Origin of the sequence: Methylotenera sp. G11, from assembly GCF_000799735.1 — a bacterium.
In the GTDB taxonomy this organism is placed as follows: Bacteria; Pseudomonadota; Gammaproteobacteria; order Burkholderiales; family Methylophilaceae; genus Methylotenera.
This window is the reverse complement of record NZ_JUHH01000001.1, coordinates 2,247,682-2,263,000: the sequence shown is the minus strand read 5'-3', so window position 1 is coordinate 2,263,000 and position 15,319 is coordinate 2,247,682. Positions and strand designations below refer to the sequence as shown.

Genomic DNA, 15,319 nt, shown 5'->3' with positions numbered 1-15,319 from the left:
GTTAATCAGCGCGTTAGTCAGCAACACTTATTAAGTACGGCACCGCTTCATCGCGTGTATATTACATTTTTGCCGGCGGCTGATGATTACATGCCTGCTGACATTTGAACCAATGGCGATACGATGCATCCATCATTTATTGATCAGGAGCGCGCGATGAAAAATTATGCTTTGAACACAATGCTGATACTGATGGGTTTGAGCCAGGCAGCGTCGGCGGAGCCTTCTCCCGAACTGGTGTACAACCTCAAAGGCACCATCGTGAAGATCCATACCGTCACGACCACCGGCGGCCAGGGCAGCGGGTCAGGATTTGTTGTGGCTGAGAATCTTGTGGCTACGAATTGCCACGTGCTGGGCAATGCAGTCGGCGTTAATGTGGCCGCACGCGGCGAAACCTATGCGCCGGTCGGAGTGCGGGCCGACTGGAAACATGATGTCTGCATATTGCGTTTTGAATACCTGCCATTGAAACCCGCAACTTTCGGCGACAGCGAAAAACTCATCTATGAAACCGCAACATTTTCAGTCGGCTTTCCGGGCGGCGCAGCAAAGCCACTGACCACCACGGGCAGAATCAAAGCGCTTTACGCAATGGATAGCAGCTATGTGATCCGCACCTCCGCATCATTCCAGATGGGTGCCAGCGGCAGCCCGCTGTTTGATGACCAGGGAAGGGTCATCGGCATGAGTACCTTCAAAAGCCCCGGCGCGAATGGTTATTTCTATAATGTTCCGGCCAAATGGATCAGGGCGGCAATGTCGTTGCCGGAAACCGATAAGATCATCAAGACCGCTGCCCCGTTCTGGGATGCTCCCCTGGCAGAACGCCCATACTGGATGCAGGTAGTACTGCCCATGCAGGCGGAGAAATGGCAAGAACTGCTGGCCATCGCAACCGAGTGGAAAAAACAGGCGCCGGACGACCCGGAAGCAAGCTATTACCTGGCGCTTGCCCAGCAGAACCTGGGAAAAACACAGGATGCCAAAACAAATTTTCGCATAACGCTGGCCGCCAACCCTCACCATACATCCAGTATTCTGGCCCTGGCAAGGATTGCAAGGGACCAGGACAACCAATCGGAACTCAAGGATTTCAGTAAAATGCTGAGCGCACTGGATAAGGAAGCGCTGGAGTCGCTCAACCTTGAATCGCCCAAATTGGCTGGGCAGTCAGGCCAATAATGATGCACCGCAATACTAAACCCGCTGCGCAAACTCACCCAGAAAATCCAGCTGCGCCTGTGTCTGCACCCAGCGCGGCTCCACCCTGCGCACGTATTCCAGTGCATCGTTCAGGCGTATGCCTTTCCATAACAGGTGCGCAACCAGCAGGGTACCCGTGCGGCCTAACCCGGCATCACTCTGGATTGCAACCACATCCCCCTGCTTCAGCAATGACTCGATTTCCTTGCAGATACGCACCCCCTGGATAATGCTGGGCGCCTCCATATCGGGAACAGGCTCCCAGATGTTTTTCAGGCCGGCTGCCTGCAATGCAGCGTCATCAATACCGGTCTCACTCAAGGTAATCAGCGTTGTAATCCCATGCTGGCGCAAAGCCTCCAAATCACCGGCAACACTGCCGTGCCTGCCGGGTACCGGCGTAGCCGCAAGCATACCGCGCTTGAGCCACATGAATCTCCCCAGTCTGACCTGGCTATTCTGCTCAACTTTTTCCGCATGAACCTGCACGGCTGCATCAGAAAGCGGCATTGGCTGTAAACCATGGTCTGCATGCTGGGTATTTAATGAGGCTTCGTAGGCTGCGGCACTGCATTTACCGGTTTGTGCAAACTCGATTGCCGCCGGCGAACATGGGCTATCAAATATTTGCGGGACAGGCTGCAGCTCAAGCATGCGCCCATGCACGACTAGCACGGCATTGCCGCCCAGCTGACGCACATGCGCCTGGCTGTGAACAGCCACCAGCAGTGCGCGGTGCGTGGCCTGGTCGCGCAGATAAGCAATTAAACGCCCGGCATCCGGATCTGCCATCCCTGCTATAGGCTCATCGATGCATAGCAGTGGCGGATCGGCCACGATCTCACGCAGAACCGACAAATGCCGCTGCGATGCAAACGGTAAACTCGCCATGGGCTGGTCCAGCCGATCGCAAAGATCCTGCAATCCGGCCTCCTTGAGCAGCTTTTGCGCAAGCTCACGCTGCAATGGCTGCGTTAACCGGTTGCGTTCAGGCAGATTCACAATGACATTCTCCAGCACCGAGGCCATCATCAACTGTGCATTCTGCGCCACGAGCGCAACGTGCCCTTTATCGCCCAGCGCCGCCCCGCGGTAGATTGCGCTTCCCAGCATCTGGTGCGGAACGCTCCTGGCGCCAAAGCCGGCCAGCGTACGCAGCAGGATTGCCCTTTCCGTGCCCTTGGGCCCGGTGAGCACAACCATCCCTTTGTCCGGCACACTGAGCGATATATCACTCAATACGGCATTGCTGCCGAATGTGACGCCGAAACCCTCAAGCCGAAGCAGCATGCTCTCTGGAGACACACCGGTATTTGTGATCGTAGACAATTGCGAGGATGATTGCGGCAATTGTATCGGTAATATTTTATTCATATCGTCTTGATATCAGGCATCACTGAGCCAGATCATACAGCCAGTGCATGCTGGCCGGCTGCCATTGAATTCAGCCGGCAGCAGCTGGTTAATAAAATGAGTTAAAGAGCATATCCCACCAGGTAACAATGTCAGATCAGGAACTGCCATCAGTACACCGGGTACGGGATTTATCGCAATCGCGCAAATTACATGGTTTAGAAGATTTTAAACAGAAGCAGATCGCTGAATAAAAAGCATATCAGCCTGCAAGTTTTCTCATTAGGCCTGCGCGCTTACCACTGGCCACTATCGCATCATGTTCTTGACGATGGTACCAAGCGCATTTAGCGACATCTCATAACGCATATTCCAGGTCTGCCCGTAATTCAGCCTGATGTAATTCGTGAATTTCCTCTGGGCAGAAAATATAGGCCCGGGCGCGATGCTGATGCCATCAACAAGCGCCAGCTTATGCAATTGCAGTGCGTCTACGCCTTCGGGCAGCTTGATCCATAAGAAGTAACCGCCCTGCGGTGCGGACAGGCATGTTCCCTCAGGGAAATAGCGCTCGATGGCTTCTATGAACTTGATCTGGTTCACCAGCAAGACCTGGCGCAGGTGACGCAGGTGCTTATCATAGCCGCCTTTCTGCAAATACCTGGCGATTGCCAGTTGTGCCGGCAGTGAGGTTGCCACTGTAGTCGTGATCTTCAATCGCTCAACCGCCTTCAGGTAGCGGCCTGGCGCTGCCCAGCCCACCCGGTAGCCTGGTGCCAGGCATTTGGAGAATGAGGAGCAATGCATCACCAGGCCTTCGGTATCAAAGGCTTTTGCCGGCATTGGGCGTTTATCGCCAAAATATAGCTCACCAAACACATCGTCTTCCAGCAGCGGCACCTGGTATTTAGTCACCAGTTCTACCAGCGCTTTCTTTTTTTCATCCGGCATCAGGCTGCCTGAAGGGTTCTGGAAATTAGTCATGATCCAGCAGGCCTGGGGCTTGTGCTGAATAATCGCCTGCTCCATTGCCGCCAGGTCGATACCGGATTCGGGGTGACTTGGTATGGCGACGGCGCGCAGGCCAATGCGCTCAATCGATTGCAGCGCTGCAAAAAAAGTCGGCGACTCGATCAGTATGGTGTCACCCGGGCGCGTTACCGCCATCAGGCACAGGTTCAATGCCTCCATCGCCCCGTTGGTGATGATGATTTCCTCGGCGGCGATATTCAAGCCGCCAATCATGTAGCGCAGCGCTATCTGGCGCCTGAGTTCCGCATCTCCGCGATTGATATTGCTCATCACCGACCACGGGGCCATTGCCTGCAATGCCGGCGCCATGCATTTAGCCAGTTGATCGAGCGGAAACAGGAACGGGCTGGGAAAAGCCGAGCCCAGGGGAACCGCATGATTATTGATGATGGATTCCAGCACCTCAAACACCAGTTCACTGACATCGACCTGCATGGAGGCAATATTAGGCTCGACCTGCGGAGCGGGTGCGGGTGGCATACCGATTGCACCGCCTGTTACAAAATACCCGGATCGCTCCCGCGCGATTATCAGCCCCCTGGCTTCCAGCAGATAATAGGCCTGGAATACGGTTGCAGGACTGACCCCGCGGCTCTCGCTCGCCTGCCGCACGGACGGTAATTTATCGCCTCGGCCAAGTACCCCCTCCTGGATTGATTGGGCGATAGAGTTGGCAAGCTGCTCATAAAGCTTCATGTGTAATCACCAGGGCCATCATTGAGGGTGTATAACCCTTTTAAAAATAATAGTTTATTAATATCGCGGCCACTTTATAGATGTTCAAACAAAGCCGCAAGCCAAAATTCCGCTTGTGTTACCTAAGCATAAAAAAAGGCTACCCCAAGGTAGCCTTTTCTCTGCCATTCGCTCTGCGTTTTAAACTAGCGCAGCAATGGCTTGTTTCACACCCTCCGCATAAGACGGATCTGCCTTGGCGAACTGCGCCAGCATACGTTGCTGGATATCGGTATTGGCCTGGCTCAATCCACCCGCAATGTTATTGAACAGTTGCGCTTTTTGCTCATGATTCATGATGCGGAATAAGTCACCTGCCTGCGTATAGTAATCCTCCTCACTCTGGTCATGGTAACCGATCCATGCATTCTCCAGTGCCGGCATCGGCGGCGGCGCAACTGCCGCTACCGGCGCCGGCGCACCGTTTGCGGTTCTGTCATTCGGATAAAAATTCAGGGCATCGACTGCCGCAGCCGCATTCGGGTAGGCAGTTGCACCTGCACCTGCAGTTGCGCCATGCCCGACCGGGCAACCCATCCCGGCAAACGCACCATCACGCTGATAATGGTTGACCGGACAACGCGGTGCATTGACCGGAATCTGGTTTACATTCGCACCGATTCTATAGCGTGCGGCATCCTGGTAAGCCAGCAAACGGCCTTGCAGCATTTTATCCGGCGATGCATTGATACCCGGCACGAAATTACTTGGCGCAAAAGATACCTGCTCGGTCTCGGCAAAATAGTTATTCACGTTACGGTTCAATTCAAGCCTGCCGATCTCGATCAATGGAAAATCCTTATGCGGCCAGATCTTGGTCAAGTCGAATGGGTTGATACGGTATGTACGGGCCTCGGCTTCCGTCATGATCTGCACTTCAACGCGCCAGGACGGGAAATCACCGCGGTCAATCGCATTCACCAGGTCCTGCTGCGCACCATGCGCCGGCATCTGCGCTGCTTCTGCATTGGTCAGGGTTTTAATGCCCTGATTGGTCTTAAAGTGCCATTTCACCCAGAAGCGCTCCCCTTTGGCGTTATAAAGGCTCAAGGTATGCGAACTGAACCCATGCACATGACGGTACGACAACGGAATCCCCCGGTCAGACATCAGGATCGTCATCTGGTGCAGGGACTGCGGATGATTCGCCCAGAACTCAAATGCATTGGCTGGGTTGGGCAGGTTGGTACGCGGGTCTTTTTTCTGTGAGTGGATAAAATCCGGGAATTTAATCGGGTCATTCAGGAAAAATACCGGCGTATTATTGCCGACCATATCCCAGTTGCCTTCTTTAGTATAGAACTTCACTGCAAAACCGCGCGGGTCACGTGCATAATCGCTGGAGTCCTGGCCGCCGCCTACGGTCGAGAACCGCACGAACACTTCGGTCTGCTGGCCTGCATTCTGCAGGAAATCTGCAATCGTAAAATCCTTAAGGCTCCTGGTGACGGTAAATGTGCCGTAAGCTCCTGTGCCGCGCGCATGCACGACACGCTCCGGAATACGCTCGCGGTTAAAGTGTGCAAGCTTCTCGAACATATAGTGGTTGTCGAAAGTCAAAGGACCGCGCGCACCTGCTGAAATACTGTTATTGTCATCGGCTACCGGCGCCCCTGCTGATGTAGTTAAAATCTTACTGGTCATACTATTCTCCTCAATATTAATTAAACAATGCCCATATCAACGCACAGATCAATGGGCAAACGCATAACTTGCCAGCATTTCATCGAACACATATACAGATAAATTCAGTACATCCTCAACCATGGTTTGAAAACTTTGCCTGTACATCATGTACCTCCTTATTCATTCATCACATGAAATCAATGACGATGGAGACATCATAACCCCCTACTTTTAATATGTATAATTTAATGTTAAAAACAAAACGATAAATTTTATTTATCAAATTACCGTGCCTGAATAAAAAAAGAGCCTGGCAGGCTCTTTTTTGAGTATTCATAATTTTGTTGGTTCATTGCGGCCGTGCCAGAGCCAGGCATTCAATGTTTACCAGTTGATGGCCTTGCCGTCATAAGCAATGAATTGCCCGCTATTGGCCAAATCCAGATTGGCAATCACCTGCCGCAGACCTGAAACACTGGTCTGTGCATCGATAAGCGCACCGGGACCGCCCATCTCGGTCTGCACCCAGCCCGGGTGCAGGACTGCGACAGCAATGCCATACGGCTGCAAATCAATGGACAGGCTTTTCATCACCATATTGGCTGCGGTTTTACTGCTGCGGTAGATATAACTGCCACCGCTGGTATTGTCATCCAGGCTGCCCATCTTGCTAGACAGCGTCACCAGCTTCCTGAGCTGGCTAGCGGCTATATTCGGCATAAAAGCGGTAGCCACTTTCAATGGCGCCATGCTGTTCACCTTGAAGGCATGCAGCCAATCGCCGGCATCGGCCGCTTGCAGGTCTGAGTGCGGGTAGACTCCCGCGTTATTGATCAGTATGTCGATCTTCACATCTTTCAAGGCTGCCGCCAATGCCTCGATTGCATCAAAATCCGCGACATCCAGCGCATAGGTTTTAATGTTCGGATATGCCTGCGCCAGCTGCTGCAGATCCTTGGCCTGTGCCAAGTCTCGGCAGCAGGCAATGACGTTCCAGCCATCCCTTGCATACTGCCTGGTGAATTCGAGCCCGATACCACGGTTGGCACCGGTAATGAGTACTTGATAAGTTGCAGTCATGACATATCCTGAATATTTAAGATGTAAAAATCAAAAAAATAAACGCCTAAACTTTACGCACCGGCATTCGCCACAGGCAATAAATCAATACCGCAGCGAATGCGAGTAATAACAGTTTTAACGCAATCGGGTCAACGATCAATATGGAACTGCTGAACGAGATGACGGTCAGCAGGTATGCCCAGCGTTTGATAGCGGGGCGCAGGCTGCGATGCTCGTACCAGTCTGTAATCAATGGTCCGGCCAGGTGATGTGCCAATAACCAGCTATGGAAACGTTCCGAGCCGCGAGCAAAGAGCGCGGCCGCCAGCAGGATAAACGGCGTCGTAGGCATTACGGGAAGAAAAATGCCGATCACGCCGAGCAATAGCGCGACAAAACCCAAGGCAACAAATACATGCCTGATATAAGGCGAATGATGAAGTTTAAGCCGGCTCATGCACGAGTACCGTTAGCTGCCAGCGCAGGTTACTTGGACAGCACCGGGCTGTCTTCCGGGATATAGCCTGATTTCCAGACATTAAAAGGCACGATGGTGGCCGGGAAACCATTGTCATAAAACCAGCTATCTACCGCATAGCGTTCCCCCGTTGCCGATTCCTTGATCACGGCGGTTGAATGCGGCCAGCCGGAGAAAAAGAAATTGCGTGTACGCATATCTTCAACCTCATGAAACTTGAGCAGGCCATTCTGGCGCATTAGCCGCATATAGGTGGTGCTGTTGATCGCCTCATCATTACAGTCCAGCTGGCCGGGGTATTCCGAATTACCAAACGTGCCGGCAAGATCGGTAGCGGTACTTGTCTTGCTGCCGACGATCCCCTCGAACACCCCTATTGCCACTGCGATCAGACTGCGCTCCTGCGCGGCATCGGATACATTCCCTGCATTCAGGAACACACTGCTGATACTGTACCACTCGTCCTCTGTCAGCGACACCTGCTGCATTTCCGCACAACCACCGCCGGTGCATACATCGAAACTGCCCAATGCCGGCACTTGCTGATAAATGCGCGTAATGTCGCTTAACGCTGCATGGGCATGCAGTGAAAAAATCAAGAATCCGCAAGACAGTGAATTTAGGAAACACGGAATAAGTCGCCGAGCGAGATAAAGTACGAGGCGCACGGAACGCAGGAACCGAGAAAACCAACGCAGTGTTTCGGCGTAGGCTAACTCGCGAAGCGATGTTAAGCTTAGCGGCCGAAGCCATAGTATGCGGTATACAGCGAGGTTGCGAGTACCGCGCAACGAAGTAATTTGCTCGCGCAGGTACTTATTCCGTGTTTCCTTAAAGAATAACCGGCGCATTGGGTAACTCATTATCGTTATGCGTACCTGGCGGATACTGCTGTGCCAGAAGATTGCTGATCTGCGCAATGCCATATAACACACCCGCCTCAAATTTCCCCTGCCTGAACAGCACCTCCATTTCATGGCTGATGCGTGTCCAGCCATGTGTGCCTATCTGCTGATGAATACCGCGGTCTGCCAGTATTTCAAAATCATGGTCTGCCAGCAGCAGGTAGATCAGCACCCCGTTATTCTGCTCAGTGTCCCATACCCGCAACTGGGAGAATACTTCAACCGCCCGCTGCTGCCCGGATTTCCTGCCCAGGATGTCCAGCAGCGGCAGGTTGAGTTCAACCGCAAACCTGATCTCACCGAGATGCGTCTGCTCGCTATCGGCAATCGCCTGCTCGATGCGCCGCATTACCGATTTAGGAAAACGTTTCTTTAATGCCAGCGGAGAAATAAAAAGATGCCGGCATACGCGTTTGAAAAGATTCATGACCATTACCAGCTCCCCGAGGCACCGCCGCCGCCAAAACCACCGCCGCCGCCCCCGCTCCAGCCGCCGGAGCCGCCACTATAACCACCACCGCCCATGCCGCCCATGTGGCCTAAGCCAGCCACACCGGCTAAGGTCAGGAAAAAGGCGATGATCGCCAGCACTATGGCAACCAGCAAACCGCCGCCAAAAATCCATATCAACATGCCAATGATGCCGCCATTGAGCACGCCGCCTACAAAGCCGCCGAAAATTGCACGTAAAATCCCGCCCACGACAAAAGCGGCGATGAATACCACATACAGCATGCTCATGAAGCGGTCGCCATCAGGCGCCGATTGTGCCGGCGCAGGCAGCTGCTCACCTGATATTAATCTGATGATCTGCTCAACGGCATGGTCAATGCCGCCGTAAAAATCACCCTGCCTGAAGCTGGGCACCATGATTTCAGTGACAATGCGCTTGGCGATCAGATCCGGAATCGCGCCTTCCAGCCCGTAACCGACCTCGATGCGCATTTTGCGGTCATCTTTTGCCACCAGCACCAGTACGCCATCATCCTGTTTTTCGCGGCCCAGCTTCCAGCTATCCACTACGCGGATACTGTATTGCTCTATCGCTTCCGGCTGCGTGGTTGGCACGATCAGCACGGCAACCTGGCTGCCCTTCTGCTGCTCAAAAGCAGCCAGCTTTGCTTCAAGCTGGCTTTGCTGCCCGGCACTTAAAGTCTGGGTGAGGTCCGTGACGCGATGCTGCAATGCAGGCACCGCTACAAGCTCTGCGCGCAAGCTGCCGGATGCCAGTAACAGCACCCAGCAGAATGTGAACAGGCAGGTTTTCAGGACGGAAGACATGCGAAAAGACAAGATAGACTGGATTCTGCCGTAATCTTGATGCCCTTATTTCTTATCTTCAAAACTCACAGTCGGCGCGACTGAAATGGCTTTCTCATTCTCTACCGTGAATGACGCCTTGGTTTTGTAACCGAACATCATCGCAGTCAGGTTCTGCGGGAAAGAACGCACGGCGACATTGTAGTTCTTAATGGTTTCAATATAACGGTTGCGCGCAACGGTAATGCGGTTCTCGGTACCTTCCAGCTGCGCCTGCAAGTCCCTGAAACCCTGATCCGCTTTCAAATTAGGATAGTTCTCGGAAACCACAAGCAAGCGTGACAGAGCCGAAGTCAACTGCCCCTGGGCTGCCTGGAATTTTGCAAAGGCTTCCGGGTCGTTAATCAGTTCCGGCGTGACTTGCATGCTGCCCACTTTTGCACGCGCATCGGCAACTTCCGTCAGCACTTTTTCTTCATGCGAGGCATAACCCTTCACGACGTTAACCAGGTTAGGCACCAGGTCGGCACGACGCTGGTACTGGTTAAGCACCTCAGACCAGCTCGCTTTGGCTTCTTCGTCCAGGGTCTGGAAAGCGTTATAACCGCAGCCGGTCAAGCTCAACACCAGCAATAAAGCTGAAATTCTTAACATCAGGTTTTTCATGGTTGCTCCTTTAAAATCCAATAACAATATAGACTATATTGCGTTAGCCGACTCAATTACAAGCGCTGTATCAGCTTCATGGCAGAACACAGGTCACGCCAGGCATCTGCTTTATCCGCACTGTGTTCAAGCAAATGTGCGGGATGATGTGTCACCAGCAAGGGCACACCCTCATAAGCCAGCGGCATCTGCTGCTGCGCCGTACGCCAGTCTTCGATGCGCCGCATTGTTCCGAACAGCTGGTTAGCCGGTTCTGCTCCAAAGCTGATAATCACTTTGGGAACATACGCCGCAAGTAGTTTATCTACACTATCGGTGATATCCACACGGCTATCAAGCTGCATGGCACGCATCATATTCCTCAACAGGGTTTCAACCGGTTCGGCATCAAGCTCCGCCGCATATGGCGCTATCAAGAACGCATAGACATTGGCTTCACTCAACAGCAGACGTAGCGGCAGCGCCTGCACTTGTTCAGGCACCGCCTCCTGCGCGGGTTCGGGCACAAGTGCATCGAAACTCGCGGCGGCCTCGATTGCCGACGGCTGCAACACCGTTGCAAAAACCGGCGCAGGTTTTGGCGGCTCCACTTCGACTGGCAGCGGCTCCGCTAGTTCAAGCGCAGCATAGGCGGCAGACTGAGTTTCAATGACCGGCAACTCGGCAACCGCTGATTCTGTTGCTGCCACATCAGGCTGGGTTGGCTCGTGCTTGCTGACTTCGGGCTGGCCTGCATCGGCAGATGACACGGCTGTCTTTAGCTGTGCAGGCAGCGGCTGCCGCAACTGCCAGACCGGCAGCAGTTCCAGTTCCCGCAGCATGTCTTCGCGGCTGAGCTGGTTTGCGAGGCTCATAATGCCAACCCCATCAGTACTGCATCCTCGCGGCCATTGTGCGCCGGATAATAGCCGCGGCGTATCGCCATTTCGTTAAAGCCCATATTTTCATAAAGCGCGATTGCAGAGATATTGCTGGGCCGCACTTCCAGGAACATATTGGCCGCATTCTGTCTTTTTGCGATGGCGATCATATGTTCCAGCAGCAACCGGCCAAGCCCCTGCTTCTGATAGGCTTTGGCAATGCTCAGGTTGAGCAGGTGGGCTTCATCCAGCACCATCATCATCAGCGAATAGCCTATGATCTGTGCGCCATCCAGCAACACCCACGCCGAATAGCCGGAAACCAGCGAATCGCTGAAATTTCCGCGTGACCACGGGTGGGAGTAGATATAAGGCTCGATTTGCATGATGGCGTCAATATCGGACTCAATCATCGGTCGGAACTGGTAAGCAGGATGCAACGCATTCATAAACGCAAGCCCTGCTCACGCTCGGCTGTTTTAAGCGCCACCCGGTTTCGTATGTAGATCGGCATGGCCTCGGCGGCCGGCAGGGCCTGCCCGCTCGCAAACCTGGGCTGGGCCAGATGCAATATCGCGCCGGCACCCGGCAATAATTCAGGCATCGTTTCCCGCAACTGGCTTTGATATGCCTGGCCCAGCAATGCCCCGTAAGCTTTCCAGCCGCTGCCGGCACCGGTCCAGCCCTCGCCTTCGATGGCAGGCACTGCATCCGGTTTATACAGACCCGGTTCCATCACGGTTTGCCAGGTGCCGGACGCCCTGACATAAGCCGCATGGTAAACCTCACCCATGCGCGCATCCAGGCAGGCAATCACTTTATCGGCACCGCTCGCCTCGGCGAGTGCCTGCAAGGTACAAACGCCTGCTACCGGCAACCCGGCGCCAAAAGCCAGACCTTGCGCAACTCCCGCCGCAATACGCACACCGGTGAAAGATCCGGGCCCGGCACCGAAAGCGATGCCATGCAGGTCTGCCAGCCGTAGGCCGGCACCATCCAGTAAAACCTGAATCTGCGGCAATATCAGCTGTGAATGGCTTTGGCCGGCCAATACGTCAAACGTAGACAGCCCATCCTCCTGCATGAGTGCCAGGGATAAGTATTCGGTAGAGGTGTCGAAGGCTAGGAGTTTCACTGGATGATTCAAAGAGTTTATTCAGCCGCTATTTTGCCACGTAATTGCTTGATATGCCCGCGTTGCGTCTTACTTTCCAATCTGCGCCGGGTAGAACCCCGCGTCGGGCGCGTAGCGTGGCGCGTCGGGCTGACCTGATTTGCTGCATTCACAATGTCATGCAGGCGCTGCACCGCATCCCTTTTGTTGGCCTCCTGCGTCCGGTACTGTTGGGCTTTCAGCACCAGCACCCCATCAGCGCTGATACGGCTGTCTTTCAGATGCAGCAGCCTGGCCTTGAGCCAGTCACTTAAAGAAGATGCGCCAATATCGAAACGCAGGTGTATCGCGCTGGAAACCTTATTCACGTTCTGGCCGCCCGCACCCTGCGCGCGAATCGCGGTGAGCGTGTATTCAGTTTCCGGGATATGGATAATGGACATCGTGTGTACGTTTTTTATTGCTGTAATCACTGACAGCACTATAGCGCTATTTAATTTTTGCATATAGTGAAATTAAAAAAGCCGACAGTGTTAACCGTCGGCTTTTAAAAACACCCAATACCCGGGGTTAAAATTTAAAGCGCTTAGATCTGCGGTTTCTCGCCAGTTGCATTGCTGACTTTCACGCCTTTGGCAGGTGCTGCAGCTTTAGCGGCAGGCGCGGCTGCATTCTCTTTGCCTTTTACTTTGGTCACTGCATTCAAAGGGTTTTGAGACTGCATGTGCGGAGAAACGCCGGCTTCAGCCTGGCCGGAACAGCCGCCGCCCATGACTGTTTTATTGCAGTCACCGGCAAAGCCTGGTGTAGCAGATAATGCAAACAATGCAGCGCCGAATGCTGCAGATAAGAAATGACGCATATGAACTCCCCCGAAATATTTATTATTTTGTAAGGCGCGCATTCTATCCAGTTAACTACCTCAAAAAAACGGCAGTTACAATTTATTAATATCTTTTACACTTGATTTACAGATCCCAGATACCTGCAATATACAAGGAGCATAAGCAGATACTCAGGGTTAAGAAGGCAGCGGATTCCAAGGGCGCGGCAAACCTGCGCGCCCATTGCCCAGGCAAAAAACAGCCTAGGCAAAGAATGCCTCAACATCGGCCAGCACCCGGGTGCGCTTGAACGGCGGCAGGCTCTGCCAGATTTTTCTGCCATAAGCCTTGCTGATCAGACGCGGGTCGCAGATCATCAGCACACCGCGGTCATTCTCGTCGCGGATCAGGCGCCCTGCGCCCTGCTTCAGGGTGATCACCGAATACGGCAGCTGGTATTCCATAAAAGCGTTCTTGCCTTCGGCATTGAGTTTATCGACGCGCGCTGACAGGACCGGGTCATCGGGCGGCGCAAACGGCAATTTATCGATGATGACGACACTCAGGGCTTCGCCGCGCACATCAACGCCTTCCCAGAAGCTTTGCGAACCGACCAGTACGGCATTGCCCAGTTTACGGAAACGATCCAGCAGCTCGGTGCGAGAGCTGTCGCCCTGCAAAAGCAAGGGGCTCTCGATCCCATTTTCAGAAAACGCCTCTTTTAGCAAGGCATGAATCTCACGCATCGCGCGCAGGCTGGTGGACAGCACAAAAGCCCGGCCGCCGCTGGCGCGCAACACCGGCAGCGCAGCTGCGGCTACACAGGCAGAATAGGAAGGGCTATTGGGGTCCGGCATATCAGGCGGCACATAGAACAATGCCTGCTCCTGGTAATTAAAAGGGCTTTGCCAGGCCGAGGTCGTCGCATCCTGCAACCCCATCTGCGCCAGGTAATGGCTGAAATCGTTCTTGACGGCAAGCGTCGCCGATGTGAATATCCACGCACGCGGCTGTGCATTCAACTGTTTACCGAAACCTTCTGCCACACTGAGCGGCGTAGCATGCAGCTGCACAGACTGCGTGAACACCTCGACCCAGCGCACCAGGTTATGATTCTCGGCAGATTGCCAGCGGCTCAATAAATCCTGCAGCGCCATGCTGCGCTGCCAGCATTTTTCCAGCAAGGGGTCGCGTGCAGCCTGCGTCTCCAGCACCCGCGCCAATGCCTGCAACTGGCTCAGCATATGCGCAAACGCATCCTGGAAGCCTTTCAGTGCCAGCGCCTTCTGCACCGGCATACGGGAGCCTTCGTAGGCAAACACGAGCCTGAAATCCTTACAGGCTTTTTCCAGCACGGGAATGATTTCGCCCAGTTCAATACAGTCTTTAGCCATGCTCAGGTGCGCGGCGGTGCAATCACGCGCCAGCTCGATCAGCTGGCTGGTTGAAACATCCTCACCGAAGAACAGCCCTGCCACCTCAGGCAGCTGGTGCGCCTCATCAAAAATCACCGTGTTGGCGCTAGGCAGCAGTTCGGCCACCCCCTCATCGCGTAGCATGACATCGGCAAAAAACAAGTGGTGATTGACCACTACGACATCGGCCGCCAGCGCTTGCTTACGCGCTTCCATCACAAAGCAGTCTTTATAGAAACTGCAATCGCCACCCAGGCAGTTATCGCGGGTTGATGTCACGTTTGCCCAGATGCTGGCGTTTTCAGGCACGGTGTTCAGCTCGCTTTTATCGCCGGTCTTGGTATTCTCGGTAAAATTCTTGATGACGTGCAGGTATTTGGCATCATCACGCGACGCAAAACGGCCTTCATTCGCAGCCCGTTCCAGGTGGTAATGGCACACATAATTCGAGCGCCCTTTCAGCATCGCTACGGTGACCGGCACTTTGAGCGCATCGCGCACATTGGGCAAATCACGATTAAAGAGCTGGTCCTGCAGGTTTTTGGTGCCGGTAGAGATAATGACTTTCCCGCCTGTCAGCAGTGCCGGCACCAGATAAGCGAAAGTCTTGCCGGTACCGGTACCGGCCTCGGCCACCAGCTGCTTGTTGTGCTCAATGGCATCGGCAATTGCCAAGGCCATTTCCAGCTGCTGGGTACGCTCATGGTAGCCCTCGATCTGCGTGGCGAGAACCCCATCTTTTTCAAAAACCTGGCGGATACTATATTCACTCATAAGAGCGCG

General features: G+C 53.8%; 16 protein-coding genes. 1 reads left to right on the top strand and 15 read right to left on the bottom strand.

What is annotated here, in order from left to right:
- Nucleotides 1-156 precede the first annotated feature (156 nt).
- Entirely contained in the window at nucleotides 157-1,185 is a 1,029-nt protein-coding gene (locus GQ51_RS10565; RefSeq protein WP_047554133.1) for a S1 family peptidase, read from the top strand.
- Between the two features lie 15 nt (nucleotides 1,186-1,200).
- Here the strand turns inward: GQ51_RS10565 and GQ51_RS10560 are convergent, their stop codons facing one another.
- The 15 genes from GQ51_RS10560 to GQ51_RS10490 form a co-directional block, all read right to left on the bottom strand.
- On the bottom strand, nucleotides 1,201-2,580 hold the full coding sequence (locus GQ51_RS10560; protein WP_047552732.1) for a phosphatase domain-containing putative toxin: 1,380 nt from the start codon (nucleotides 2,578-2,580) through the stop codon (nucleotides 1,201-1,203).
- Between the two features lie 288 nt (nucleotides 2,581-2,868).
- Nucleotides 2,869-4,287, bottom strand: coding sequence for an aminotransferase-like domain-containing protein (locus GQ51_RS10555; RefSeq protein ID WP_047552729.1), 1,419 nt, complete (start codon nucleotides 4,285-4,287; stop codon nucleotides 2,869-2,871).
- Nucleotides 4,288-4,467: 180 nt separating this feature from the next.
- The gene (locus GQ51_RS10550) at nucleotides 4,468-5,970 is read right to left on the bottom strand and encodes a catalase (protein ID WP_047552726.1); all 1,503 of its coding nucleotides are present in this window, start codon (nucleotides 5,968-5,970) and stop codon (nucleotides 4,468-4,470) included.
- A gap of 366 nt (nucleotides 5,971-6,336) precedes the next feature.
- Nucleotides 6,337-7,032, bottom strand: a complete 696-nt coding sequence (locus tag GQ51_RS10545; RefSeq protein ID WP_047552723.1) for an SDR family oxidoreductase — start codon at nucleotides 7,030-7,032, stop codon at nucleotides 6,337-6,339.
- 46 nt (nucleotides 7,033-7,078) lie between these two features.
- Nucleotides 7,079-7,471 (bottom strand): YbaN family protein, encoded by a 393-nt coding sequence (locus GQ51_RS10540; RefSeq protein WP_052177803.1) that lies wholly within the window; start codon nucleotides 7,469-7,471, stop codon nucleotides 7,079-7,081.
- A 29-nt stretch (nucleotides 7,472-7,500) separates the two neighbouring features.
- Nucleotides 7,501-8,091: a hypothetical protein gene (locus GQ51_RS10535; RefSeq protein ID WP_235276209.1), complete on the bottom strand. Its 591-nt coding sequence runs from the start codon at nucleotides 8,089-8,091 to the stop codon at nucleotides 7,501-7,503.
- 232 nt (nucleotides 8,092-8,323) lie between these two features.
- On the bottom strand, nucleotides 8,324-8,824 hold the full coding sequence (locus GQ51_RS10530) for a TPM domain-containing protein (protein WP_088178156.1): 501 nt from the start codon (nucleotides 8,822-8,824) through the stop codon (nucleotides 8,324-8,326).
- Between the two features lie 5 nt (nucleotides 8,825-8,829).
- Complete coding sequence (locus tag GQ51_RS10525) at nucleotides 8,830-9,678, bottom strand: TPM domain-containing protein (RefSeq protein WP_047552718.1); 849 nt, start codon at nucleotides 9,676-9,678, stop codon at nucleotides 8,830-8,832.
- Nucleotides 9,679-9,723: 45 nt separating this feature from the next.
- Complete coding sequence (locus tag GQ51_RS10520) at nucleotides 9,724-10,323, bottom strand: LemA family protein (protein WP_047552715.1); 600 nt, start codon at nucleotides 10,321-10,323, stop codon at nucleotides 9,724-9,726.
- Nucleotides 10,324-10,379: 56 nt separating this feature from the next.
- Nucleotides 10,380-11,177, bottom strand: a complete 798-nt coding sequence (locus GQ51_RS12075; protein ID WP_052177802.1) for a hypothetical protein — start codon at nucleotides 11,175-11,177, stop codon at nucleotides 10,380-10,382.
- Entirely contained in the window at nucleotides 11,174-11,632 is a 459-nt protein-coding gene (gene rimI, locus GQ51_RS10510) for a ribosomal protein S18-alanine N-acetyltransferase (protein ID WP_047552712.1), read from the bottom strand. The genes GQ51_RS12075 and rimI overlap by 4 nt, the downstream gene beginning before the upstream one ends.
- Nucleotides 11,629-12,318, bottom strand: a complete 690-nt coding sequence (gene tsaB, locus GQ51_RS10505; protein ID WP_047554126.1) for a tRNA (adenosine(37)-N6)-threonylcarbamoyltransferase complex dimerization subunit type 1 TsaB — start codon at nucleotides 12,316-12,318, stop codon at nucleotides 11,629-11,631. The genes rimI and tsaB overlap by 4 nt, the downstream gene beginning before the upstream one ends.
- Before the next feature lie 17 nt (nucleotides 12,319-12,335).
- Nucleotides 12,336-12,740, bottom strand: a complete 405-nt coding sequence (gene arfB / locus GQ51_RS10500; RefSeq protein WP_200884448.1) for an alternative ribosome rescue aminoacyl-tRNA hydrolase ArfB — start codon at nucleotides 12,738-12,740, stop codon at nucleotides 12,336-12,338.
- A 143-nt stretch (nucleotides 12,741-12,883) separates the two neighbouring features.
- Nucleotides 12,884-13,159 (bottom strand): hypothetical protein, encoded by a 276-nt coding sequence (locus GQ51_RS10495; RefSeq protein WP_047552709.1) that lies wholly within the window; start codon nucleotides 13,157-13,159, stop codon nucleotides 12,884-12,886.
- Between the two features lie 225 nt (nucleotides 13,160-13,384).
- Nucleotides 13,385-15,310 carry an ATP-dependent DNA helicase gene (locus GQ51_RS10490; RefSeq protein ID WP_047552706.1) on the bottom strand — a complete coding sequence of 642 codons (1,926 nt, stop codon included), beginning with the start codon at nucleotides 15,308-15,310 and terminating at the stop codon, nucleotides 13,385-13,387.
- Nucleotides 15,311-15,319: the final 9 nt, after the last annotated feature.